The organism is Brachybacterium sp. EE-P12 (assembly GCF_003711805.1).
In the GTDB taxonomy this organism is placed as follows: Bacteria; Actinomycetota; Actinomycetes; order Actinomycetales; family Dermabacteraceae; genus Brachybacterium.
Map to the genome: position 1 here is coordinate 139,129 of NZ_QXCP01000006.1, position 26,080 is coordinate 165,208.

The window sequence follows — 26,080 nt, forward strand, 5'->3', positions numbered from 1 at the left end:
CCGATGCTTTCCCCCGACATCATCCGCCGCAGCGCCGCCGCCCAGGCCGCCGCCCTGCATGCCGGCGAGACCTCCTCCGAGGAGCTCACCCGCGCCCACCTCGACCGCATCGCGGCCGTGGACGATGACCTGAACGCCTTCCTCCACGTCAGCGAGGAGGAGGCCCTGACCGCCGCGCGCGACGTCGACGCGCGCCGCGCCGCCGGCGAGGAGCTGCATGCGCTCGCCGGAGTGCCCATCGCCGTCAAGGACGTCGTGGTCACCAAGGGCCAGCCCACCACCGCCGGCTCGAAGATCCTCGAGGGCTGGGTCCCGCCCTACGACGCGACCCTCGTCGAGAAGCTCCGCGCCGCGGGCCTGCCGATCCTCGGCAAGACCAACATGGACGAGTTCGCGATGGGCTCCTCCACCGAGACCAGCGCCTACGGCCCCACCCGCAACCCGTGGGACCCGGACCGCATCCCCGGCGGCTCGGGCGGCGGCTCCGCCGCGGCGGTCGGCGCCTACGAGGCGCCGCTCGCGATCGGCACCGACACCGGCGGCTCGATCCGCCAGCCCGGCGCGGTCACCGGCACCGTGGGCGTCAAGCCCACCTACGGCTCCGTCTCCCGCTACGGCCTGATCGCGATGGCCAGCTCCCTGGACCAGGCCGGCCCCGTCACCCGCACCGTCGAGGACTCCGCGCTGCTGCACGAGCTTATCGCCGGGCATGACGCACGCGACTCGACCTCCCTGCCGGACCCCGTCGGCGCCTACGCCGAGGCGGCCCGCCGTCGCGACGTGAAGGGCCTGCGCATCGGCGTGATCGAGGAGCTCGAGGGAGAGGGCTTCGCCCCCGAGGTCCGCGCCCGCTTCACCGAGTCCCTCGACCAGCTCGAGCGGGCGGGCGCCGAGATCGTCCGCGTCTCCTGCCCGAACTTCGAGTACGCGCTCGGCGCCTACTACCTGATCATGCCCTCGGAGGCCTCCTCGAACCTCGCGAAGTTCGACGGCATGCGCTTCGGCCTGCGGGTGATCCCCGAGGACCACCCCACCGCGGAGAACGTCATGAAGGCGACCCGCGGCGCCGGCTTCGGCGACGAGGTCAAGCGCCGCATCCTGCTGGGCACCTACGCGCTCTCGGCCGGCTACTACGACGCCTACTACGGCAGCGCCCAGAAGGTCCGCACCCTCGTGCAGCGCGACTTCGCCGCCGCCTTCGAGCAGGTCGACGTGCTCGCCTCGCCCACCGCTCCCACCGTCGCCTTCCGCCTCGGCGAGAAGATCGACGACCCCACCGCGATGTACATGAACGACATCGCCACCATCCCCGCCAACCTCGCCGGCACCCCGGGCATCTCCCTGCCGTCGGGCCTCGCCGAGGACGGCCTGCCGGCCGGCATCCAGTTCCTCGCCCCGGCCCGCGCCGACGAGCGCCTGTACCAGGTGGGCGGCGCCCTCGAGGCGCTGCTGGAGGACGCCTGGGGCGGACCGCTGCTGGCGAAGGCTCCCGAGCTCGCAGGAGGCGCAGCCCGATGACCACCACCGACATCACCCCCGTCGACTTCGACGAGGCGATCGACCGCTACGACCCGGTCCTCGGCATCGAGGTCCACGTCGAGCTGGGCACCGCGACCAAGATGTTCGACGGCGCGCCGAACATCTTCGCCGCCGAGCCGAACACCGCGATCACCCCCACCTCGCTGGGCCTGCCCGGCTCCCTGCCGGTGGTGAACGGCAAGGCCGTCGAGTACGCGATCCGGATCGGCCTGGCGCTGAACTGCTCGATCGCCGAGACCTGCCGCTTCGCGCGGAAGCAGTACTTCTACCCGGACCTCACCAAGAACTTCCAGACCTCGCAGTACGACGAGCCCATCGCCTTCGACGGCTGGGTCGACGTCGAGCTCGAGGACGGCGAGATCGTGCGCGTGGAGATCGAGCGCGCCCACATGGAGGAGGACGCGGGCAAGAACACCCACGTCGGCGGCGCGACCGGCCGCATCCACGGCGCGACCCACTCCCAGGTGGACTACAACCGCGCCGGCGTCCCGCTGGTCGAGATCGTCACCAAGCCGATCCCCGACACCAAGGGCCGCGCCCCCGAGGTCGCCGCCGCCTACGTGCGCACCCTGCGCGACATCTTCCGGGCGCTGGACGTCTCCGAGGCGCGGATGGAGCGCGGCAACGTGCGCGCCGACGTCAACGTCTCCCTGCGGACGGACCCCAGCGCCCCGCTCGGCACCCGCACCGAGACCAAGAACGTCAACTCCTTCCGCTCCATCGAGCGCACCGTGCGCTTCGAGATCTCCCGCCAGGCCGGGCTGCTCGACGCCGGCGAGCAGATCGTGCAGGAGACCCGACACTTCCACGAGGACACCGGCGGCACCTCCTCGGGCCGCCCGAAGTCCGACGCGGAGGACTACCGCTACTTCCCCGAGCCCGATCTGGTCCCGGTCGCGCCGAGCCGCGCGTGGGTCGAGGAGATCCGCGCCGCGCTGCCCGAGCTGCCCGCCGCCCGTCGGCGCCGCCTGCTGGGGGAGTGGGGCTTCTCCGACCTCGAGATGCGCGACGTGATCAACGCCGGCGCCCTCGACCTCATCGAGCAGACCGTCGCCGCCGGTGCCTCCGCGCAGTCCGCCCGCAAGTGGTGGATGGGCGAGCTGGCCCGCGTGGCGAAGGACCGCGAGGTCGAGATCGAGGCGCTCTCGATCACCCCGGCGCAGGTCGCCGAGCTGCAGGGCCTGGTCGACGGGAAGAAGATCAACGACAAGATCGCCAAGCAGGTCCTCGGCAAGGTCCTCGACGGCGCGGGCGACCCCGCCGCGATCGTCGAGGCCGAGGGCCTCGCCGTCGTCTCCGACGACTCGGTGCTCACCTCCGCCGTCGACCAGGCGATCGCCGACAACCCCGACGTGGTCGCCAAGATCCAGGGCGGCAAGGTCCAGGCGATCGGCGCCCTCATCGGCCCGATCATGAAGGCCACCCGCGGCCAGGCCGACGCCGGCCGCGTGCGCGAGATCATCATGGACAAGCTCGGCGTGAGCTGACCCCGCCGCGTACAGCTCAGAGAGGACGGGCCGCTCCAGGCAAGGGCGGCCCGTCCTCTCTGCTCCGGGCCCGAGGGGCTCCGCTCGGACGCGGACCGCAGGCGCGATGCGGCCCATCGGCCCGCCCTGGCGATGTGAGTGTCTCCACGGCGCAGGTCAAGAACAGGTAAAGAATCCGCGGGTCGGATTGTCGGACAGGGGCGCCGAAGCGATGGGCGAAGGCCCATGTCATGCACAGGTTCCGCTCAGTCGGAGGGGCGCAGCGCGCGACGGAGCGCGCAGGTTACTCCTCGGTACAGTCGTTCGTCGCCTGCTGCGGCGCCTCCCTCCTCGGTGACCGGCGCCGCGCGGGCCCCGAGTCCCCGACCCGGCGGATCCCCGCCGAAGGAGAGCCCCCAGATGCCTGGAATAGACGCGGCCGTCGAGACGATCTTCGGCCCCATCGCCGCCTTCCTCAGCGCCGTCGTGTTCTACGAGGCCCCGATCTTCGGCGGCGTCCCGATCATCGTCGTGTGGCTCATGGCCGCCGCGGTCTTCCTGACCGTCTGGCTGCGCTTCCAGCCGATCACCGGGCTCAAGCACTCGATCCAGGTCATCCGCGGGCGGTACACCGCCAAGACCGATCCCGGCGAGGTCTCCAGCTTCCAGGCTCTCGCCACCGAGCTGTCGGGCACCGTGGGGCTCGGCAACATCGCCGGCGTCGCCGTCGCGATCGCGGCCGGCGGCCCCGGGGCGGCGCTCTGGATCGCGCTGTTCGGCTTCTTCGCCATGAGTGTGAAGATGGCCGAGGCGACCCTCGGTGTCATGTACCGCAAGGTCAACGCCGACGGCACCACCGAGGGCGGCCCCATGTACTACCTGCGCGACGGCCTCGCGCAGATCGGCCGCAGGCGCCTGGGTCGCGCGCTCGCCGTGCTCTACGCGATCTTCACCCTCGTCGGCGTCTTCGGCGCAGGCAACCTCTTCCAGTCCAACCAGGTCGCCGCGATCGTCGCCTCCTCGACCGGCAGCGAGTTCCTCTCGGGCAACCAGTGGCTGATCGGCGCGGTCATGGCCGTGCTCACCGCGATCGTCATCCTCGGCGGCGTCACGAAGATCGCCCGCTGGACCTCCGCGATCACCCCTGCGATGGCCGTGCTCTACGTGCTCTGCGCGCTCGCGATCATCCTGGGGAACATCGAGGCGCTGCCCACCGCGATCTCCACGATCTTCACCAGCGCCTTCACGGCCGACGGCGTCACCGGCGGCATCATCGGCGTGGCCGTCATCGGCATCCAGCGCGCGCTGTTCTCCAACGCCGCGGGCGTCGGCTCCGCGGGCATGGCCCACAGCGCCTCGAAGACGAGGGAGCCCGCCACCGAGGGGTTCACCGCCCTGTGGGAGCCGCTCGTCGACTCCATCGGCGTGTGCATGCTGACCGCGATCGCCGTCGTCATCACCGGCGTGTACCAGGGCGGAGGGGAGGACGGCGTGGCGCTGACCGCGGCCGCCTTCGGCACCGTCGCGGGCTGGTTCCCCTACCTCCTCACCGTCGCCGTCGCGCTGTTCGGCTTCTCCACCGTGCTGGCCTACGCCTACTACGGCGAGCTCAGCGCCAAGTTCCTCTTCGGCAGCTCCGCACGCGTCCAGAGCATCTTCCGCATCACCTGGGTGCTCGCCGTGATCGTCGGCGCCGCGATCTCGCTGGACTCCGTGATCGCCTTCTCCGACGCGATGTTCTTCCTCATGTCGGTCCCGAACCTGCTGGGCATCTACTTCCTCGCCCGCGTGCTGCGCCTGGAGGTCCTGCGCCACCGCTACCGGGTGAGCGTCGGCGCCCTCACCGAGGTCGACCCCGACCTCCAGGTGGGCATGGGCGACCATGAGCCCACCGAGGAGCAGGTCGCCGCCGAGCAGCGCCGCACGCGCACCGAGGAGCTGCGTCTGGCGGATCTCCACCGCCAGCTCGCCGAGGATCCCGACTTCCCCGTCCGCGCCGACCATCATGACGGGGACCTCGCCTCGCCGATGGGGGAGACGGACTACGACCACTGGGCTCAGGGCCCCGGGGCCGAGGGGGATGCCGACCCGCAGGCGGACCGCAGCCCTGCCGGGGTCTGAACCCTCGCTCGTCCTGCGTGACAGGGGCCGTTCTGGACGCACCGGGACGGCCCCTTGCATGAGCACGGGTGATGGACGTCCGTCCACCGCGGAGCCTGCAGGGCGGCACCTTCTCGAGCCTGTGTCCACGGCTTTTGCCCGATCCGGCGACATCGTGGCGCTTCTCATCCGGACCGCGTCCGGGATTGCGAGCCCCCAGACCTGCGTATTTAGGGTAGGCAACCCTTACTGCGCAGGTCCGGATGGCCCGCGCCCCAGGAGGTCCTCCCCATGGCATCGCTCGCCGCCCGCCCCGCCCCGGCCCCCGACGGGACCGCCGCGGTGACGACCGGGCTGCTCACCGCCCGCACCGCCGACGCCTACCAGGAGCTGCTCGGCCAGGTCACCCGCGACGTCGCCGAGCGCCTCCGCACGGTGCGCGCCCCCTCCGTCGGCCCCGACCGCCGCCGGCTCGAGCAGCTCGTGACCGACGTCGACCTCGACGGCCCCGGCGTGGGGGACGCCGCCGCACTGACGGAGGCCGACGCCCTCTACGCAGGCAACGCCGTCTGGTTCCACCACCCCTCCTATCTCGCGCACCTCAACTGCCCCGTCGTGCTGCCCGCGGTCGCCGCCGAGGCGATGCTCGCCGCGATCAACACCTCCGTGGACACCTACGACCAGTCCCTGGTCGCGACCCTGATGGAGCAGCGGCTCGTGCGCTGGACCGCCGGGCGCATCGGCTTCGAGGCCGGCGACGGCGTGTTCACCTCCGGCGGCACCCAGTCCAACCTCCAGGCCCTCTACCTCGCCCGCGCCCGCGCCGAGCGGGAGACGGGCGAGGCCCGTGCCTTGCTGGTGCCCTGTCTGCGGGTGCTGACCACCCAGGCCGCTCATTTCTCCGTCTCCCGCTCGGCGACCCTGCTGGGACTGCGCGGCGATGCCGTGCTGACCGTCCCCGCCGACGACGAGGGTCGTATGGATGTCGCGGCGCTGCACGAAGCGCTGGACGCTCTCGGGGCGGCGGGGGAGCGGGCGATGGCGATCGTCGCGACCGCCGGCACCACCGACCGCGGCACCATCGACCCGCTCCCCGCGATCGCCGACGCCGCCCGCGCGCACGGCACCTGGCTCCACGTCGACGCCGCCTACGGCGGAGGCCTGCTGCTCTCCCGCACCCGGCGCCATCTGCTGGACGGCATCGAGCGCGCCGACTCCGTGACCGTCGACTATCACAAGACCTGCTTCCAGCCGGTCTCCTCCAGCGCCCTGGTGGTGCGCGAGAGCGCGGACCTCGCCGCGACCACCCACCACGCCGACTATCTCAACCCCGCGGCCGAGGCCGCCTCCGAGGACGCCGAGCCCAACCAGGTCGACAAGTCCCTGCAGACCACCCGCCGCTTCGACGCCCTGAAGCTCTGGACCACCCTGCGCTCGCTGGGACCGGACGCGATCGGGGACATGGTCGACGCCGTCTGCGATCTCGCGGTCGAGGTGCGGGACCTGCTCGAGGACGACCCCGATCTGCACGTCCTGGGCAGCACCGACCTCTCCACGGTGATCTTCCGCTTCTGCCCCGCCCATCTCGACGAGGCCCGCGCCGACGAGCTGCAGCCCCTGATCCGTCGGATCCTCTTCCACTCCGGCCGCGCGATGGTCGCCCGCACCACGATCGACGGCACCCCCTGGCTGAAGCTCACCCTCCTGAACCCGGAGACCACGCTGCTGGACGTCGCCGCCGTGCTCGACCTCGTCCGCGCGACCGGCCGCGGACTGCTCGCCGGCACCCGCCTCGCCGCGACGGAGGCGACCCGATGACCGCCCCGTCCTCCGACGCATCCCACGTCCACGACCTCGTCGGCATCGGGATCGGCCCCTTCGGCCTGGGGCTCGCCGCCCTCGCCGAGCCGCTCGCGGAGCTCGACGCCGTCTTCGTCGACCAGTCGGCCGGCTTCTCCTGGCATCCCGGCGTGATGATCGACGGCACCACGCTGCAGGTCCCCTTCCTCGCCGACCTGGTCACGATGGCGGACCCCACCTCGCGCTTCTCCTTCCTCGCCTTCCTCAAGGCGGCCGGGCGCCTCTACCCCTTCTACATCCGCGAGTCCTTCTACCCGCTGCGCAGCGAGTACGACGCCTACTGCCGCTGGGTCGCCGCGCAGCTGGGCACCCTGCGCTGGCGCCGCCGGGCCGTCGCGGTCGAGGAGGAGGGCGAGCACCTGCTGGTGACCCTCCACGTCCTGGGCGCCGACGGGAAGACCACCGGCGTCGAGCAGCTGCGCACGCGCCACCTCGCCCTCGCCCTCGGCACCGCCCCGCACCTCCCGCCGGCCCTGGCCGCCCTCGCCGACGGGGACGGCCCCGCAACCGTGCTGCACAGCGCCCGCTATCTCGAGCGGAAGGACGAGCTGCTCGCCGCGGACTCGGTCACCGTCCTCGGCAGCGGACAGTCCGCCGCGGAGGTCTACCGCGACCTGCTCACCGAGGCGGCGCCCCGCGGCACGAGGGTGGACTGGGTCACCCGCTCGGAGCGGTTCTTCCCGATGGAGTACACCAAGCTCACCCTCGAGATGACCTCGCCCGAGTACACCGACCTGCACCGGGCCCTGCCCGAGAGCGAGCGCGACCGGCTCTCCCGTGAACAGCGCGCCCTGCACAAGGGCATCAGCGCCGACCTGATCGACGAGATCCACGAGCTGCTCTACGGTCTCACCGCCCATGGCCGCGAGCTGCCCTCGCGCCTGCTCAGCGGCACCGCCGTGACCGGCGCCCGCAGGGACGCGAGCGGCGAGGGGATCGTCCTGGACCTCGCCCACTCCCTCACCGGGCAGCGCGCCGAGCACCGCACCGGCGCGGTCGTCGCCGCGACCGGCTACCGCCCCCGCGACGCCGACCTCCTCGCCCCGCTCGGCGACCGGGTCCGACGGGACGGGGCGGGCCGGCTCGACGTCGCCCGCGACTACACGGTCGACGACGCCGGACGCATCCACGTGCTCGGCACCGAGGAGCACACCCACGGCGTGACCGCCCCGGACCTCGGCTTCGGCGCCTGGCGCGCCTCCACGGTCCTCGCGGCCGTCACCGGCGACGAGCCCTACCCCGATCGAGCGCCGCATCGCCTTCCAGACCTTCGGCCTGCCGGCCGCGCACTGACCAGGAGAGATCCGATGGACCTGACCTTCACCCCGCTGGACCCCGCCGCCCACGCGGAGCTCCTGCACGCCTGGCTCACCTCCGAGCGCGCCCGCTTCTGGGGCATGACCGGGCACCGCCCGGACCAGGTGCGCACCTACCTCGAGCACGTCGCCGCCTCCGCGCACGAGGAGGGCTGGCTCGGGACCCGCGACGGCGAGGCGCTCGTCTACGTCGAGACCTACGACCCCACCCGCCTCCTCCCCGCCGGTCTCCTCGACCCGGAGCCCGGCGACCTCGGCATGCACCTGCTGATCGCCCCGCCCGCCGGGGCGCCCGAGCACGGGCTCACCGCTGCGGTGATGGGGGAGGTGGTCGCCTGGTGCCTGCACGAGCGCGGCGCCGCCCGCGTGGTCGTCGAGCCCGACGAGCGCAACCGCGCCGTGCTCGCCAAGAACGCGGCGGCCGGCTTCCGGGTGCTGGACCATGTGGAGATCCCCGACGGCGCGGGCATCAAGCGCGCCGCGCTCAGCGTGTGCACCCGCGCGGACTTCGCCGCCTCCCCGCTCGGCGCGTCCCGGTCCGCGCACGCACCCGACCCGACCGCCCACCTCCGCCCCGACACGGCCGAGCAGGCCCACCGCCACCTCATCGCCAAGGCGCTCGCGGAGCTCTCCCACGAACGGGTGCTCGCCCCGGCCCCGCACGGCGCGGGGCGCTGGGAACTCGTCGTGCCGGGCACGGAGGTCCGGTACGGCTTCGCCGCCCGGGTGCTCCCGCTCGAGCACTGGCTGGTGGACCCCGCCTCGATCACCCGCACCGCGGGAGGCACCCGCACCCCGCTGGACGTGCAGGTCCTCGTCGCCGAGCTGCAGGACGTCCTCGGCGTGCCCGACGACCTGCTCTCCACCTATCTCGAGGAGCTCGCCTCGACCTTCGCGGCCCGCTGCGCGACCCTCGACGAGGCCCGCCGCGGCGAGCGGCCGTCGTCCGAGGACCTGCTCGAGGCGGACCTCCCGGGCGTCGAGGCGGCGATGACCGAAGGCCATCCCGGCTTCCTCGCCAACAACGGACGCATCGGCTTCTCCCTGCCCGACTACCGCTCCTTCGCCCCGGAGCAGGGACGGCGCACTCGCCTGCAGTGGGTCGCGGTGCGGCGGGAGCACGCGCACCTCGCCCTCGGCGAGGGTCTCGGCGAGGACTCGCACGCCGCGTGGTCGCTGTCGGCGGAGGAGCGCGCAGCCTTCACCGCACGGCTCACGGACCGCGGCCTCGACCCCGCCGGGTACCTGCTGATGCCGCTGCACCCCTGGCAGGCCGGCCACCGCCTGCCGATCACCTTCGCGCCCGACATCGCCCGCGGCGACCTCGTGCCGCTCGGCGCCGGCGGTGACGAGATGCAGCCCCAGCAGTCCCTGCGCACCTTCTACAACCGCACCCGCGCGGGCGCCCCCTACGTCAAGGTCGCCCTCGCCATCCAGAACATGGGCTTCCTGCGCGGCCTGTCCCCGCACTACATGCGCGCCACCCCCGCGATCAACGACTGGCTCGCGGCCCTGGTCGCGGGGGACCCCGAGTTCTCCGTGCACGGCTTCCGGGTGCTGCGGGAACGCGCCGCGATCGGGTACACGGGCGACGCCTACCATCGCACCCGCACGTCGAATCCGCACCGCAGGATGCTCGCGGCCCTGTGGCGCGAGAACCCCGCCGCGCAGCTCGCCGAGGGGGAGCGCGCCTTCACCATGGCCGCCCTGCTGCACCGCGACCACGAGGGCCGCTCCTTCGCCTCCGCGATGCTCCGCGCCTCGGGCCTGCCGCCGCAGCAGTGGGTGGCCCAGTACCTGCGCGCCTACCTGCGCCCGCTGGTCCATGCGCTGCTCGCCCACGACGTGGTGGTCATGCCCCACGGCGAGAACCTGATCCTGCGGGTGCGGGAGCAGCAGGTGGTCGGCGCGTTCCTCAAGGACATCGGCGAGGAGATGGCGGTCGTGGGCCACCGTCCCCTGCCCGAGCGGATGGAGCGGGTGCGGGCCGTGGTGCCGGGGGACGAGAAGGCGCTGTCGATCTTCACCGACGTCTTCGACGGGGTGCTGCGCCATCTGGCCGGGATCCTCGACGCGGACGGGGTCCTGCCCGCCGACCGGTTCTGGTCGGTGGTCGCAGGTGTGCTGGACGAGTACGAGACCGACCACCCCGATCTTGCCCGCGGCCTCGCGGGGGACGTGGATCTGCGCACCGGCTCCTTCGCGCACTCTTGCCTGAACCGTCTCCAGCTGCGCAACACCCTGCAGATGGTGGACCTGGGTGACCAGGCCTCCTCGCTGCTGTTCGCGGGGAGGATGGACAACCCCGTCGCGCGGGTCGGTGCGCCCGTGCTGTGATCCCCGCCCACTGTCCGGATGGTGACACCGCCATCTCGCATGGCGGCGTAGCATGGCGGGCATGGCTCAGCTCCGTTCCCGCACCTCGACCCACGGCCGCAACATGGCCGGCGCCCGCGCCCTCTGGCGCGCCACCGGAATGAAGAGCGGCGACTTCGGCAAGCCGATCATCGCGATCGCGAACTCGTACACGCAGTTCGTCCCCGGCCACGTCCACCTCAAGAACATGGGCGACCTGGTCGCGAGCGCCATCGCGGAGGCCGGCGGCATCTCCAAGGAGTTCAACACCATCGCCGTCGACGACGGCATCGCGATGGGGCACGGCGGCATGCTCTACTCGCTCCCGAGCCGCGACATCATCGCCGACTCGATCGAGTACATGGTCAACGCCCACACCGCCGATGCGCTGGTGTGCATCTCGAACTGCGACAAGATCACCCCCGGCCACCTCATGGCCGCGATGCGCCTGAACATCCCGGTGATCTTCGTCTCCGGCGGCCCCTCCGAGTCCGGCAAGCCCGTCCAGGGCGTCACCGAGAACCGGATCGACCTGGTCGACGCGATGGCCCTGTCCGCCGACGACTCGGTCACCGACGCACAGCTCGCCGAGGTCGAGGAGAACGCCTGCCCCACCTGCGGCTCCTGCTCGGGCATGTTCACCGCGAACTCGATGAACTGCCTCACCGAGGTGCTGGGCCTGTCCCTGCCCGGCAACGGCACCACCCTCGCCACCCACGCCTTCCGCAAGGAGCTCTTCCTCGAGGCGGGGCGGAAGATCGTCGAGCTCGCCCGGCGCTACTACGAGGAGGACGACGAGTCGGTCCTGCCGCGCTCGATCGCGACCAAGGCCGCGTTCTCCAATGCGATGGCCATGGACGTGGCCATGGGCGGCTCGACCAACACGATCCTGCACATCCTCGCCGTCGCGATCGAGGCGGGCGTCGACTTCGGCCTGGACGACATCGACCGGATCTCCCGCTCGGTGCCGACCCTGTCGAAGGTCGCCCCCAACGGCACCGCCCATGTCGAGGACGTCCACCGCGCCGGCGGCATCCCCGCGATCCTCGGCGAGCTCGACCGGGCCGGGCTGCTCGACCACACCGTTCACACCGTCCACTCCCCGGACCTGACCACCTGGCTGGACGAGTGGGACGTGCGCGGCGGGAAGGCCTCGAAGAAGGCCGAGGCGCTGTTCCACGCCGCGCCCGGCGGAGTGCGCACCACCCAGGCGTTCTCCACCACGAACACCTGGGACGAGCTCGACCTGGACGGCGAGGAGGGCGTGGTCCGCGCCGTCCCGCACGCCTACACCAAGGACGGCGGTCTCGCGGTGCTCAAGGGCAACCTCGCCCGCGACGGCGCCGTGTTCAAGACGGCCGGCGTCACCGAGGACCTCTTCCACTTCGAGGGCAGCGCGGTGGTGTGCGACTCCCAGGAGGAGGCCGTCCAGAAGATCCTCGACAAGACGGTGAAGGCCGGCGACGTGGTGGTCATCCGCTACGAGGGCCCGCAGGGCGGTCCCGGCATGCAGGAGATGCTCTACCCCACCTCGTTCCTCAAGGGGAGGGGCCTGGGCAAGACCTGCGCGCTGATCACCGACGGCCGCTTCTCCGGCGGCACGAGCGGCGTGTCCCTCGGCCACATCTCCCCGGAGGCGGCCGAGGGCGGGCTCATCGGCCTCATCGAGAACGGCGACAAGATCATCATCGACGTGGACAAGCGCCTGCTCGAGCTCGACGTGCCCGAGGACGAGATCGCCCGCCGCCGCGAGAAGAAGGGCCCGCTGCCCTGGCGCCCCGAGCACCGCGAGCGCAAGGTGTCCCAGGCCCTGAAGGTCTACGCGCACCTGGTGCGCTCGGCGACCTACGGCGCGACCCGCCGCCCGCTGGACTGACACCGGGCCACCGCCCGACGAGAACGGCCGCCGGCCCCTGAGGGGTCGGCGGCCGTTCGCGTACGGCGGAGCGGCTCAGGCCCCGAGCGCCGTCTCGTACCGCTCGAGCGCGATCTCGGCGACGAGCGGATGATCCCCGAGCGGAGCGGAGACCGCGTCGGCGCCCGCGGCGGAGACGAGGTCGTGGAAGTGCCCCGGGGCGAGCACGTAGCTCGCGACCACGACGCGCGCCCCCTCCGCCAGCCCCTCGCGCGCCGCGGCGACGGCATCGGCGACGGGCGGCTGCGCCGCATAGGCGAAGCCGACCGAGACCTCCCGCCCGAGCCGCTGCCCGAGCAGGCGCGCCATCTCCTCGACCTGCGCGACACCCTCGGGATCCCGCGTGCCGGAGCCCGCCATGACCACCGCGTCGCCGTCGCACAGGCCCGCCTCGCGGAGGCGCTGGGCCATCACCTCGGCGAGCCGCGGGTCCGGGCCGAGCGGCGCGGCGGCCGTCGCGGCGCGGCCCGCGACGGCGTCGCCGATGTCGTCCTTCACGTGATAGCCGAGGGAGAGCAGCAGCGGCACCACCACCGCCTGCACCGCACCGGTCTCGCGGGTGCGCGCCTCGGCGGGCTGCGCGTGCGCGGCGACCACCTCGGCGATGTCCGGGGACTGCACGTCCACGAACGCCTCCCGCACCGCGCCCGGCGCCTGCGCGGCGATCCGGCGCAGCAGGGACCGCAGCACGTCCCGTCCCGGGCGGGAGCGGGTCCCGTGCGAGCAGCCGATGAGCACCGGGGCGGGGGAGCGGTCCGCTGCGGAGTCGCCCCCGGTCACGAGCGCCTCCCTGCCTGCGCCGCGCGTCGCCTCCCGCACCGCGACATCGAGGAACCCCTCGGTCGCGGTGCGACCGACGACGATCACCGCGGGATGCCCGATCCCCGCGGCGGTGACGACCTCCTCGATGTCCGCGAGGGTGCCGCGCACGACGCGCTGCCCGGGCAGCGTCGCCTCCTGCACCACGGCGACCGGGGTCGCGGGGTCGATGCCGTTCAGCACCGCCTGGGAGACCAGCCGCGGCAGCCATTCCACGCCCATCATGAGCACGGTCGTGGTGCCGGGATCGGCCAGCGCCGCGAGGTCCGCGGGGCCCAGGTCGCCGTGGGCGTTGACGATGTGCACGGCGACGGCGGTGCCGCGATGGGTGACAGGCACGTCGGCTGCGGCGGGGCCGGAGAGAGCGGAGGTCACCCCGGGCACCACCTGCACCGGGACGCCCGCGGCGCGGCAGGCGAGGACCTCCTCCCCGCCACGGCCCAGCACGTAGGGGTCCCCGCCCTTCAGCCGCACCACGCGGTGCCCGGCCAGGGCCTTCTCCACCAGCAGCTCGCCGATCCGGTCCTGACGCATCAAGTGCGCGCCGGGGCGCTTGCCCACGTCGATCACCTCGACGCCCTCGCCCAGCTCGTCCAGCAGCGCGCGCGGGCCGAGCCGGTCGGCGACCACCACGTCGGCCTGCCGCAGCAGGGCCAGGCCCCGCACCGTGATGAGGTCCCAGGCGCCGGGACCGCCGCCGACGAGGGCGACGGTCCCGGGCTCCAGCCGTGCCTCGGGCGGCGCGGTCATGCCGTCCCGCCCCGCGGCGTCGGCGCAGGCTCGGGCCGCGGTGCGGGGTCGACGTGCACGACCCCGTCGCGCACCTCGGCGGCGAAGACGGCGATCGGCAGCTTCTCGCCGCCGCCGGAGTCGAGCACGGCGCCGGTGTCCAGGTCCCAGGACTGCTTGTACATGGGGGAGGAGAGGGTGGGCACGATCCGGCCCGGCTCCTCGCCCTCGCCCGCGAGCAGATGGGTGCCCACCAGGCCGCGGGAGAGGATGTTCGCACCCGAGTAGGGGTCGTGCTGCTGCACGGCGCGCACGCTCCCGTCGTCCAGCAGGAACACCGCGATCTGGGTGCCGTCGGGCAGGAGCGCGGCCGCGCCCCGCTCGGGGGCGAGGGACTCCAGCGGGCAGATCGGCACGAGGGCGTCGGCGGGGGCGGTCATCACTGGTCCTCCTGCGAGATGTGGGCGGCGCCGGCGAGGGCGTGCTCCTTCGCCGCGAGCGGGGTCGGGAAGGTGGTGGCGGGATCGTCCTCGGGACGGGCCGGCCGCACCTGCTCGCGCTCGAGCACGTAGCGCAGCGTCTTGTCGTGCAGGTCCGGGGCGTTGATGAAGGAGACGAACTTCGCCCGGCGCTCCGGGTCCTGGACCGCCTCGGCCCATTCGTCGACGTAGGTGTCGGTGTGGCGCTGCATGGCCGCCTCGAGCTCCTCGCCGATGCCGAGGGAGTCCTCGACCACCACGCGCCGCAGCTCGTCGATCCCGCCCGGGTACTCCTCGACCCAGCGGGCGGTGCGCTGGAGCTTGTCCGCCTCGCGGATGTAGAGGATGAGGAAGCGGTCGATGCAGCGCTGCAGCGTCTCGTCGTCGAGGTCCTCGACGAGGAGCTTGCCGTGCGCGGGCTGGGCGCCGCCGTTCCCGCCGACGTAGAGGTTCCAGCCGCGGTGCGTGGCGATCACGCCGACGTCCTTGGCCTGCGCCTCGGCGCACTCGCGGGCGCAGCCGGAGACGCCGATCTTGATCTTGTGCGGGGAGCGCAGCCCGCGGTAGCGGCGCTCGAGGTGCACGGCCATGGAGGTCGAGTCCCCGACGCCGTAGCGGCACCAGTTCGTGCCCAGGCACGACTTCACCATCCGCAGCGACTTGCCGTAGGCGTGCCCGGACTCGAAGCCGGCCTCCACCAGGCGCTCCCAGATCTCCGGCAGCTGCTCGAGCCGGGCGCCGAACATGCCGATGCGCTGGGCGCCGTTGACCTTCACGTACAGGCCGTAGTCCTTCGCGACCTGCGCGAACACGAGCAGCTTCTCGGGGGTGACCTCGCCGGCGGGCATCGCGGGGATCACCGAGTAGGTGCCGTCCTTCTGGATGTTCGCCATGACGTGGTCGTTGGTGTCCTGCAGCGAGCCGAGCTGGCGGCCCACGGGGTTGTGGCGCCGCCCGGTGAGCGCGCCGAGGGAGGACAGGATCGAGGCGACGGTGGGGCGGCACACGGCGCAGCCGCGGCCCGCGCCGGTGCCGTGCGCGGCGACGACCTCGGTGAAGGTCTCCTGGCCGCCCTCCTCGACGAGCTTGTACAGCTCGGCGCGGGAGTGGTCGAAGTGCTCGCACAGCGCGCGGGAGACCTCGATGCCGGCCTTGGCCAGCTCCTGGTTCAGCAGCTTCGTGAGCGTCGGGACGCAGGAGCCGCACACGGTGCCGGCGGTGGTGCACTCCTTGATCGCGCCGACGGTGTGGCAGCCCTCCTCGTTCACGGCGTGGCGGATGGTGCCCGCGGCGATGTTGTTGCACGAGCAGACCACCGCGTCGTCGGGCAGCTCGGCGCCCGCGAGCGCGTCGCCGCCGCCCTCCGGCGCGATCACCGCCGACGGGTCGGCGCCGAGAGCCCGCCCGGTGAGGGGCCGCAGCTGGGAGTACAGGGAGATGTCGCCCACGAACACCCCGCCGAGCAGGGTGGTGGCGTCGTCGCTCATGACGAGCTTGCGGTACTGGCGGTGCACGGGGTCGACGAAGGAGACCTCGAGCGCGTCGGGGGTCATGGCGTTGACGTCGCCGAACGCGGCGGCGTCCACGCCCACGCCCTTGAGCTTCGTGCCGTCCTCGGCGCGCTGGTGGGTGCGCGTCCCGCCCAGGAAGCGGTCCACGACCACGTCGGCCATGTCGTTGCCGGGGGCGATCAGCCCTGCGCACACCCCGTCGAAGGAGGCGCACTCGCCGATCGCCCAGATGTCCGGATCGGAGGTCTGGCAGCTCTCGCCCACCACGATCCCGCCGCGCTCGCCCACGGCCAGGCCCGCCTCGCGGCCGATGCGGTCGCGGGGGCGGATGCCGGTGGAGAACACGACCACGTCGGCGGGGATCTCGCTGCCGTCGGTGAGCTCGGCGGTGCCCATCGCGCCGTCCTCGGCGGGGCGGAACGCGGTCGCGCCCACGCCGGTGCGCACCTCGATGCCCTTGTCCTCGATGAGCAGGCGCAGCATCTCGCCGCCGCCGTCATCGAGCTGGACGGCCATGAGCCGGTCGGCGAACTCGACCACGGTCGCCTCGGCGCCCAGGCCCTGCAGGGCGGCGGCGGCCTCGAGGCCGAGCACCCCGCCGCCGACGACGACGCCGCTGACGGGCCGACCGAGCCTCTCGCCGCGCTCGGCGACCCAGGCGGCGAGCGACTCGACGTCCTCGACGGTGCGATAGCTGAAGGAGCCGGGCAGGTCCTTGCCCTCGGCGCGCGGCGCCCAGGCCCAGGAGCCGGTGGCGAGCACCAGCCGGTCGTACTCGTGGACGGTGCCGGAGGCGCAGGTGACGGTGTGCGCGGCGCGGTCGAGGCTCTCCGCGGCGTCGCCGGTGACCAGGGTGATGCGCGGGTCGTCCCACACCCCGGTGGCGAGGTGGAGCATCTCTGCGCGGCGGTGGCCGAACCAGTCCGAGAGGTGCACGCGGTCGTAGGGCTGCTGGGTCTCCTCGCCGATGACGGTCAGGGACCAGTCGCCGGTGGGGTCCTGCGCCTGCATCCGGGCTGCGAAGCGGTGGCCGGTCATGCCTCCGCCGATCACGACGATGCGGGTGCCGGGCGGGATCGACGTCCCGGCGGCGGGGGCGAGCGGGGAATGGCCGGTGGCGGTCATGGCGTCTGCTCACGGTCCTCTCTGGGGCGGCTGAACTCGCCCCTACGGTATGTGGGTCGCAGTGTTGTGCGCAGGACTTTCGTCGTGTCGATGCAGGGGTGCGCGCATGCTCGTCCCGGTCTTCGCGGCGGACGGCGGGCGGGCGCACGGCGAGGCGCCGACGACGCCGCGCCCACCTCGCGCTTCTCGCAGGGTCTCGCGATCCGGACAGGTGGCGCGGCCCACGACCGTCGGCCTATGGTGGGGCGCATGCAGACGATCCTTCTCGTAGTTCCCGAGCGCGGCTGACGCCCACTCGTCGCTTCGAGACGTCATCCGCGCCCCTCCCCGAGCCCCAGGCGGAGGGGCTTTTTCGTGCCCGGCCCGCGGGACGGCGCGACGGGAGGGACGGGGAGCACACAGTTCACCGCCACCGCCCACCGTCCGAGACGACGAAGGAGTTCCGATGACCGGACAGCAGATGACCGGCGCCCAGGCGCTGATCGAGTCCCTCGAGCATGCCGGGGCAGAGGTCGTCTTCGGCCTTCCCGGCGGCGCGATCCTGCCCACCTACGACCTGCTGATGGACGCCAAGAAGCTCCGTCACGTCCTGGTCCGCCACGAGCAGGGCGCGGGGCACGCCGCCTCCGGCTACGCCCACGCGACCGGCAAGGTCGGCGTGTGCCTGGCGACCTCCGGGCCCGGCGCCACGAACCTCATCACCGCGATCGCGGATGCGCAGATGGACTCGATCCCGATGGTCGCGATCACGGGGCAGGTCGGCTCCTCCTTCATCGGCACGGACGCCTTCCAGGAGGCGGACATCGTGGGCATGACGATGCCCGTGACCAAGCACAACTTCCTGGTCAAGGATGCCTCGGACATCCCGAAGGTGATCAAGCAGGCCTTCCACATCGCCTCGACGGGCCGGCCCGGCGCGGTGCTGGTGGACGTCACCAAGGACGCCCAGACGGGCATGATGGAGTTCGTCTGGCCCGAGACCCTGGACCTTCCCGGCTACCGGCCCGAGCCCCGCCCGCACGGCAAGCAGATCCGCGAGGCGGTGCGGCTGATGCTCGAGGCGAAGCGCCCGGTGTTCCTGCTCGGCGGGGGCGTGCTGCGCGGCGACGCCACCGAGGAGGTGCGCGAGCTCGTCGACGCCTCCGGCATCCCCTTCGCCACCACGCTGATGGCGCGCGGCGTCCTGCCGGACTCCCATCCCAGCCACCTCGGCATGCCCGGCATGCACGGCACCGTCGCGGCGGTCTCCGCGCTGCAGCGCTCCGATCTGCTGATCAACATCGGCGCCCGCTTCGACGACCGGGTCACGGGAAGGCTGGACTCCTTCGCGCCCGGCGCGAAGATCATCCACGCGGACATCGACCCCGCCGAGATCTCGAAGAACCTCGTCGCGGACGTCCCGATCGTCGGCCAGGCCGGGCAGATCGCGAAGGCTCTCACCGAGGAGCTGCGGGCGCGCCTGGCGGAGTCCGATGTGCGGGACTACCAGGCCTGGTGGTCCACCCTGGACATGCTCCGCACCAACTACCCGTTGGGATGGACGGCGACCGAGGACGGCTTCACCGCCCCGCAGAAGGTGATCTCCCGCCTCGGCGCGATCTCGGGGCCGGACTCCGTCTTCGTCGCGGGCGTGGGACAGCACCAGATGTGGTCCGCCCAGTTCATCGACTACGAGAACCCGCGCACCTGGATCAACTCCGGGGGCCTGGGCACGATGGGCTACTCCGTGCCGGCGGCGATGGGCGCCAAGGTGGGCATGCCGGACAAGACGGTGTGGTCCATCGACGGGGACGGCTGTTTCCAGATGACCAATCAGGAGCTCGCCACCTGCGTCATCAACGACATCCCGATCAAGGTCGCGGTGATCAACAACAGCTCGCTGGGCATGGTGCGCCAGTGGCAGAACCTGTTCTACGACCAGCGCTACTCGAACACCGAGCTGAACACGGGCCACGGCTCGCGCCGCGTCCCCGACTTCGTCAAGCTCGCCGACGCCTACGGCTGCGTGGGTCTGCGCTGCGAGCGGGATGAGGACATCGACGACACCATCCGCCAGGCGATGGAGATCGACGACCGCCCCGTCGTCGTGGACTTCACCGTCAGCGCCGACGCGATGGTGTGGCCGATGGTGCCGGCCGGCGTCTCCAACGACGAGATCCAGATCGCCCAGGGCATGAGCCCCGAGTGGGAGAGGGACATCTGAGCATGACCACGAACCAGCAGCAGGCCCCGACGGGGACCCCCGACTACGTCATGTCGCCGAACAGCCAGACCCTCTCGGTGCTGGTGGAGAACAAGCCCGGTGCGCTCACCCGCGTCACCGCCCTGTTCTCCCGGCGCGGCTACAACATCTCCTCGCTCGCGGTGGGACCCACCGAGCATCCGGAGATCTCGCGCATCACGGTCGTCGTGGACGTCGAGCAGCACCGCCTCGAGCAGATCACCAAGCAGCTGAACAAGCTCGTGAACGTGCTGAAGATCGTCCAGTTCGACCCGCGCCACACGGTCCAGCGCGAGCTGATCCTCATCAAGGTCACCGCCGACAACTCCACCCGCACCCCGGTGCTGGAGATCGTGCAGATGTTCCGCGCGAAGGTCGTCGACGCCGCCTCGGACTCCGTGACGATCGAGGCGACCGGCACGCAGGACAAGCTCTCCGCCCTGCTCGGCATGCTCGAGGAGTTCGGGATCCGCGAGATCGTGAAGTCCGGCGAGGTCGCGATCGGCCGCGGCGGCCGCGCGATCACCGACCGCTCGCTGCTCGGCTGAGCAGCGAGACCACCACTCACCGGGGGTCCCGAATGACGAGACCCCCTCTCACATCGCAGGACGGGGGGCGATACGATCGCCCCGACGCCCACCACGCAACCATCGAAGGAGCACAACGTGGCTGAGATCTACTACGACGACGACGCCGACCTGTCCATCATCCAGGGCAAGAAGGTCGCGGTCGTCGGCTTCGGCTCGCAGGGCCACGCCCACGCGCTGAACCTGCGCGACAGCGGCGTCGAGGTCCGGGTGGGCCTGCGCGAGGGCTCGAAGTCCGCCGCGAAGGCCCAGGAGGAGGGCCTGACCGTGGGCACCGTCGCCGAGGTGTCCGAGTGGGCGGATCTGATCATGATCCTCACCCCGGACCAGGACCAGCGGAAGGTGTTCGCGGACTCGATCAAGCCGCACCTGTCCGAGGGCAAGGCGCTCGCCTTCGCGCACGGCTTCAACATCCGCTTCGGCTACATCGAGGTCCCCGAGGGCGTCGACGTGCTGCTGATCGCCCCGAAGGCCCCCGGCCACACGGTGCGCCGCGAGTTCGTCGCCGGGCGCGGCATCCCGGACATCGTCGCCGTCGAGCAGGACGCGACCGGCAACGCCTGGGCGCTCGCGCTCTCCTACGCCAAGGGCATCGGCGGCACCCGCGCCGGCGTCATCAAGACCACCTTCACCGAGGAGACCGAGACCGACCTCTTCGGCGAGCAGGCCGTGCTGTGCGGCGGCATGAGCCACCTGGTCCAGGCGGGCTTCGAGACCCTCACCGAGGCCGGCTACCAGCCGGAGATCGCCTACTTCGAGGTGCTCCACGAGCTGAAGCTGATCGTCGACCTCATGAACGAGGGCGGTATCGCCAAGCAGCGCTGGTCGATCTCCGACACCGCGGAGTACGGCGACTACGTCTCCGGCCCCCGCGTGGTCACCGAGCAGACCAAGAAGGACATGAAGGACATCCTCGCCGACATCCAGTCCGGCGCCTTCGCCAAGCGCTTCATCGACGACCAGGACAACGGCGCCGCCGAGTTCAAGCAGCTCCGCGAGCAGGAGGCCGCCCACCCGATCGAGACGGTGGGCAAGGACCTGCGCAAGATGTTCGCCTGGAGCGCCCAGTCGATCGACTCCGACTACGTCGAGGGCAGCGCCGCGCGCTGACCTGACCGGTACACCTGACGACGGCGGGAGCACCCACGAGGTGCTCCCGCCGTCGGCATTCGTGGGGACTTGCGTCGAGCGAGGAATCACATCGCCACGGCGGAGGGCCTGTACGGGAAACAGCTGTCCGTTGCCTAGAATTTCCCTGTGATTCATGTACCGACCGACAGGTTCGGCAGAGGGGGAGGAGAGGCCCGCAGCGGCCCCACCATGCAGAAGAGTCCGTTCGAGCGCATCCGTGCCAGCAAGATGATGGACCCCGTGCGAGGCACCATGTTCTGGAACGAGGCGCGTCGAGTCCGTGATGGCGTCGGTGAGATGAGGCGGCGATTCCAGAACACGTCGGAGTCCTCTCACTCCACGAGGGATATTCCCCCGACGGCACTGGGGCCGGAGCTCGAGCTCTCCAAGGGCGTGTACCGAAGGATCGTCCCCGCGATGCTCGACCGCGAGGTCTACAGGCGCAACATGGGCCTGCTCACCGAGGTGCTCGACGATGCTGGAATCCAGTGGTGGTGGGTGGACAGTGTTGGCCACCGCGGCCGTCGAGCCGTCGCGGTCTCCGAAGAGCAGCGCCGAGCCGCTGGGCGCGCCCTCGTCGCTACAGCGAAGCGCGTGCCCACCGGTGGTGCATGGCGAATCACCGATGGGCTGACTCGCAGTTCGCACTACGCACTGGCTGGACGTGTCGACTGGGAGGGCGGGCTCGGCGAATCGGGCGTCTGGCGGATCGCCGAGGTGTGCGTCTTCAAGGGCCACGAGCGAACGTTGGGGCTGTCGCATGGCTGCGATCTCGAGTTCTGGTGCGCAGATGAAGAATCTGCCACCGTCACGGCACCCCGCGAGAATCGGGCGGCGAAGATCCTCGATCGCGCGGAAGCGCGTCTGGTGAGCGCTGAGCGAGACGGCCGGACTGTGCAGATTCCCGCGGTGCTCGATCAAACGATGCTCGAGGACATCACCTTCCCCATCGACGTCGTCTACACCTGGGTCGACGGTGCAGATCCACGCTGGCTCGCACGCAAGGCGGAAGCCTCGGGGGAGGGGCCGCCCGCGAGGCTTCATGCCGAGGCCACGGACCCTGCGCGATTCCGCTCGCGGGACGAGCTCCGTTACTCACTGCGCTCTCTGGACGATCATGCTCCGTGGGTCCGGCAGATCTTCCTGGTCACCGATCAGCAGGTGCCGTCGTGGCTGAACACGGAGGATCCTCGAATCACGATCGTGGACCACCGCGAGATCTTCCCCGATGACGGCCGGCTTCCGGTGTTCAACTCGAACGCGATCATCAGCAGGCTCCATCACATCGAGGGCCTGAGCGAGCACTTCCTGTACTTCAACGACGACGTCATGCTGACGCGTCCCGTGCTTCCCCAGCAGTTCTTCACCGGGGCGGGACTAGCCCTCGTATCACCGTCGAACAACCGCCGCCCCTTCGTCGCTCCGTCAGTGGAGCACGAACCCCACCTGAACCTCACCGCGAACATCCGCCACCTCATGCTCGAGGCAACCGGACGTAACGTCTCTCGCGCCATCAAGCACACACCGCACCCGCTTTTGCGAAGCGTCCTGGCCGAGCTGGAGGAGAAGTTCCCCGAGGCCTACGACCGCACCACGCGCTCCAGGTTCCGTCATCACGACGACGTCGTCGCTGATCAGCTGCACCACTACTACGCGCAGGCGATAGGACGAGCAGTGCCCGGATCGTTGGGCTACCTCTACCTCAATGTTCTCGACGACTCGTTCCTCCCCGTGTTCAATGGTTTCGCTGAGAAGCGCGACCGGGATGCCATGTGTGTCAATGATGCCCCGGTCTCGGGGGCAACGCCGATAGACGACGCTTTCGTGCAGGACTTCCTCGATGGAATGTACCCGGCGAGGTCCAGGTTCGAGAGAGACTAATAATCCCCAGCCGAATAAGTGTCCCTGACGTCAGCCGATTCTGGAGCCCCTACTTCATGCCGTCGCCCACTTTTGCCATTGTCTCTGCGGTGTATGGAGTTGCCCGCTATCTTCCAGAATTCTTTGCATCCCTCGAGTCGCAAACATATGCGCACGAGAATTTGAAGGTGATACTTGTCGATGACGGGTCGGTGGATGGCTCGGGTGACCTGTGTGAGCGGTGGGCGGCTTCGACAACTCTCCAGGTTGAGGTCATCCGGCAACAGAATGCTGGACAGGCTGCCGCCCGGAACGCCGGAATCGATCACCTCGGCGCGGAGGACTGGGTCACGTTCACGGCTCTTCGCATCTGAGGGTGTAGGTGCGGGTCGCGGGGTGGGCGCGTCGGTGCCGGGATAGACGTCGAGGTCTTCCGATGATGGAAGTTCCTACGCTCGCCATCCGAAAGACCTCGACGTGCCCAACGCTACCTTTGACGACCCCGATCTGACGACCTTCACGCGCCTGGAGGAGCTGGGCCTGGTCGCTGTGGGGCAGCGGCTCACGGCCGAGCGGGCGGTGCTCGAATGCCGGCTCGCTGAGGAGGATCCGTGGTGCCGCGCCTGCGGAGCACGAGCGACGTCGCGGGGCACGATCGCCCGGTCTCTGGCTCACGAGCCGTTCGGCCACAGGCCCACGACGCTGCTGCTGCGGATCCGTCGTTACCGGTGTGATCACTGCGGGAACCGCTGGCGAGAGGATACGTCGACCGCAGCCCCGGGGCGGGCGAAGCTCTCCCGCGGTGGGATGCGGTGGGCACTTCACGCGCTCGTGGTCGACCATCTCTCGATCACGCGGATCGCTGCCGGGCTGGGCGTGGCCTGGCACACCGCGAACGACGCGGTTCTGACCGAGGGTCAGCGCCTGCTGATCGATGACCCGACCCGCTTCGATGGTGTTGCCGTGATCGGCGTGGACGAGAACGTATGGCGGCATACCCGGCGCGGCGACAAGTACGTCACCGTCATCATCGACCTTACCCCGGCCAGGGACGGGACCGGACCGGCACGGTTGCTGGACATGATCCCCGGCCGCTCCAAAGCGGTGTTCAAGGCCTGGCTCGACGCCCGTCCCGAGGCGTGGAAGAACCGCATCGAGGTGGTGGCGATGGATGGGTTCTCCGGTTTCAAGACCGCGACCGGCGAAGCGTTGCCGGGAGCGGTCGCGGTCATGGATCCCTTCCACGTCGTCCGCCTCGCTGGAGACGCCCTGGACGACTGCCGCCGACGGATCCAGCAGAAGCTCCACAAGCGCCGAGGCCGCAAGGACGACCCTCTCTACAAGACCCGCCGCACCCTCCACACCGGCACCCAGCTGCTGACCGAGCGTCAATGCGAGCGCCTCGGCGCCCTGTTCGAGCGCGAGAAGCACGTCGCGGTCGAGGTGACCTGGGAGATCTACCAGGCCATGGTCGCCGCCTATCGCGAACCCGATCGGGCGAGGGCCACGGCGATGATGGAGAAGCTCATCACCGCGCTCGGCAAGAACGTTCCCGACACTTTGCCTGAGCTGGCCAAGCTCGGCCGAACTCTGACGAAACGGAGCGCGGACGTGCTCGCGTTCTTCGCCCGGCCCGGCACCAGCAACGGCCCGACCGAGGCGATCAACGGCCGGCTCGAACACCTCCGAGGCTCCGCCCTCGGGTTCCGCAACCTCACCCACTACATCGCCCGCAGTCTCCTCGAAGCCGGAGGCTTCAGACCCCTCCTCGACCCCTCGCTACCCCCTCAAATGCGATGAGCCTGTTTTGCGCGGTTGTTCAAGGACGCATGGGTCCTGATGGACCGGAGTCACAATTCCCGCGACAATGCCGAGCACCTTTTCAAGTATCTCCGATCGGAACGACGTGATATCAACGCTTGGTTCGTCGTGCGGAAGGGGACGCCCGATTGGAATCGTCTTCGAGCGGAAGGCTACAAGCGACTCATTCCGCACGGGAGCCTTCTCTGGATGATCCTGTGTCTGCATGCTGCCCACATGGTGTCGTCTCACGTGGATCGGTACGTCGTCGAGCCCTTCGCGAGGCGGGGTGGCTGGAACTGGCGATACGTCTTCCTCCAGCACGGTGTGACGCAGGCCGATCTGTCCAGATGGCTGAACTCCAAGCGCATCGATCTATTCGTCACTGCGTCCAGGGACGAGTACGCTTCGATCGCTGGTGATGGCTCGGCATATTCGTTCACTTCCCATGAAGTGCAACGGACCGGGTTCCCTCGGCACGACAAGCTGATGAGACTTGCCAAGGTGTCACGAGCGGAGCGAAGGCAGAGGCATGTTCTCGTCATGCCGACCTGGCGCGCGTACTTCTCCCAGCTCGCGTCCGCCGGAACCGGAGAGCGCGGGGCGCACCCGGAATTCTTCAAGTCGGACTTCGCGCGGGAGTGGCAGACTTTGCTCACTGACCGGAGACTGTTGGAGCTGTGCCGGCGAGAAGATCGTGATCTGGTGTTCATGCCCCACCCTAATCTCGAGCCCTACCTGGAGGGATTCAACCTTCCCAAGGGCGTTCGTGTGTTCACCTATGCAGATGCTGATGTCCAGGAGATTATCGCCAGTGCTGATGTGATGATCACCGACTATTCGTCGGTTGCCTTCGACGCCGCCTTCGTGAGTTGCCCTCTCGTGTACTTCCAGTTCGACCGTAGCGAGTTCTTGGGTGGTGGGCACATCGGGCGCCCTGGCTACTTCGACTATGAGACTCATGGCTTCGGTCCGGTCGTGGGGACGGTGGACGGTGTGGTCGAGGCTCTGGAACGATGTGCAGAATTCGGCTTCTCAGTGCCGGCCGAGTTCGCTCGGCGAGCCCGGAATGCATTCGGGACACCGAAGCCCGGTGCCTGTGAAAGAGTGACACGCGCGATTGAGGATCTGGAAAAGCCGCTCTCCAAGCGTCAACTACGTACTCCTATCCCCACTCCGGTGGCTCCGCCGCATGCAGTCGATCAGGTCGTCGAAGCAGTTCGCGCGGGCGGCGCAGGGCGAGATCTCGCATCCTGACCCTCGCGCC

General features: G+C 70.6%; 16 protein-coding genes. 13 read left to right on the forward strand and 3 right to left on the reverse strand.

Annotated elements, in window-relative coordinates:
* Positions 1–3: 3 nt before the first annotated feature.
* The 6 genes from gatA to ilvD all read left to right on the forward strand — a co-directional run bounded on the left by gatA (position 4) and on the right by ilvD (position 12,512).
* The gene (gene gatA, locus D1648_RS10145; protein ID WP_122941362.1) at positions 4–1,518 is read left to right on the forward strand and encodes an Asp-tRNA(Asn)/Glu-tRNA(Gln) amidotransferase subunit GatA; all 1,515 of its coding nucleotides are present in this window, start codon (positions 4–6) and stop codon (positions 1,516–1,518) included.
* Positions 1,515–3,026: an Asp-tRNA(Asn)/Glu-tRNA(Gln) amidotransferase subunit GatB gene (gatB, locus tag D1648_RS10150; protein ID WP_122941365.1), complete on the forward strand. Its 1,512-nt coding sequence runs from the start codon at positions 1,515–1,517 to the stop codon at positions 3,024–3,026. Before gatA ends, gatB begins: the two co-directional genes overlap by 4 nt.
* 399 nt (positions 3,027–3,425) lie before the next feature.
* The gene (locus D1648_RS10155) at positions 3,426–5,126 is read left to right on the forward strand and encodes a sodium:alanine symporter family protein (protein ID WP_122941367.1); all 1,701 of its coding nucleotides are present in this window, start codon (positions 3,426–3,428) and stop codon (positions 5,124–5,126) included.
* Between the two features lie 270 nt (positions 5,127–5,396).
* The gene (locus tag D1648_RS10160) at positions 5,397–6,923 is read left to right on the forward strand and encodes an aminotransferase class V-fold PLP-dependent enzyme (protein WP_122941369.1); all 1,527 of its coding nucleotides are present in this window, start codon (positions 5,397–5,399) and stop codon (positions 6,921–6,923) included.
* Positions 6,920–10,618 carry a GNAT family N-acetyltransferase gene (locus D1648_RS18500; RefSeq protein ID WP_370239789.1) on the forward strand — a complete coding sequence of 1,233 codons (3,699 nt, stop codon included), beginning with the start codon at positions 6,920–6,922 and terminating at the stop codon, positions 10,616–10,618. Before D1648_RS10160 ends, D1648_RS18500 begins: the two co-directional genes overlap by 4 nt.
* Before the next feature lie 61 nt (positions 10,619–10,679).
* The gene (gene ilvD, locus D1648_RS10175) at positions 10,680–12,512 is read left to right on the forward strand and encodes a dihydroxy-acid dehydratase (RefSeq protein ID WP_122941849.1); all 1,833 of its coding nucleotides are present in this window, start codon (positions 10,680–10,682) and stop codon (positions 12,510–12,512) included.
* A gap of 75 nt (positions 12,513–12,587) precedes the next feature.
* Here the strand turns inward: ilvD and cobA are convergent, their stop codons facing one another.
* The 3 genes from cobA to nirB are packed head-to-tail and all read right to left on the reverse strand — an operon-like array spanning position 12,588 to position 17,214.
* Entirely contained in the window at positions 12,588–14,120 is a 1,533-nt protein-coding gene (gene cobA / locus D1648_RS10180; RefSeq protein ID WP_122941373.1) for a uroporphyrinogen-III C-methyltransferase, read from the reverse strand.
* Positions 14,117–14,539, reverse strand: coding sequence for a nitrite reductase (NAD(P)H) small subunit (locus D1648_RS10185; RefSeq protein ID WP_122941375.1), 423 nt, complete (start codon positions 14,537–14,539; stop codon positions 14,117–14,119). Before D1648_RS10185 ends, cobA begins: the two co-directional genes overlap by 4 nt.
* Complete coding sequence (gene nirB, locus D1648_RS10190) at positions 14,539–17,214, reverse strand: nitrite reductase large subunit NirB (RefSeq protein ID WP_122941378.1); 2,676 nt, start codon at positions 17,212–17,214, stop codon at positions 14,539–14,541. Before nirB ends, D1648_RS10185 begins: the two co-directional genes overlap by 1 nt.
* Positions 17,215–17,659: 445 nt before the next feature.
* Between nirB and D1648_RS10195 the strand changes: the two genes are divergently transcribed.
* The 7 genes from D1648_RS10195 (at position 17,660) to D1648_RS10225 (ending at position 26,070) form a co-directional block, all read left to right on the forward strand.
* Positions 17,660–19,417, forward strand: coding sequence for an acetolactate synthase large subunit (locus D1648_RS10195; RefSeq protein WP_122941380.1), 1,758 nt, complete (start codon positions 17,660–17,662; stop codon positions 19,415–19,417).
* 50 nt (positions 19,418–19,467) lie between these two features.
* Positions 19,468–19,983, forward strand: coding sequence for an acetolactate synthase small subunit (gene ilvN / locus D1648_RS10200; RefSeq protein WP_122941851.1), 516 nt, complete (start codon positions 19,468–19,470; stop codon positions 19,981–19,983).
* 117 nt (positions 19,984–20,100) lie between these two features.
* Complete coding sequence (ilvC, locus tag D1648_RS10205; protein WP_122941382.1) at positions 20,101–21,132, forward strand: ketol-acid reductoisomerase; 1,032 nt, start codon at positions 20,101–20,103, stop codon at positions 21,130–21,132.
* A gap of 210 nt (positions 21,133–21,342) precedes the next feature.
* Complete coding sequence (locus D1648_RS10210; RefSeq protein ID WP_241155440.1) at positions 21,343–23,034, forward strand: stealth conserved region 3 domain-containing protein; 1,692 nt, start codon at positions 21,343–21,345, stop codon at positions 23,032–23,034.
* A gap of 56 nt (positions 23,035–23,090) precedes the next feature.
* A complete protein-coding gene (locus D1648_RS18505) occupies positions 23,091–23,387 on the forward strand; it encodes a glycosyltransferase (protein ID WP_122941385.1) in 297 nt (98 codons plus the stop codon).
* A gap of 103 nt (positions 23,388–23,490) precedes the next feature.
* A complete protein-coding gene (locus D1648_RS10220; RefSeq protein WP_122941387.1) occupies positions 23,491–24,813 on the forward strand; it encodes an ISL3 family transposase in 1,323 nt (440 codons plus the stop codon).
* Positions 24,814–24,852: 39 nt separating this feature from the next.
* The gene (locus D1648_RS10225) at positions 24,853–26,070 is read left to right on the forward strand and encodes a CDP-glycerol glycerophosphotransferase family protein (protein WP_122941389.1); all 1,218 of its coding nucleotides are present in this window, start codon (positions 24,853–24,855) and stop codon (positions 26,068–26,070) included.
* The last annotated feature ends 10 nt before the right edge of the window (positions 26,071–26,080 follow it).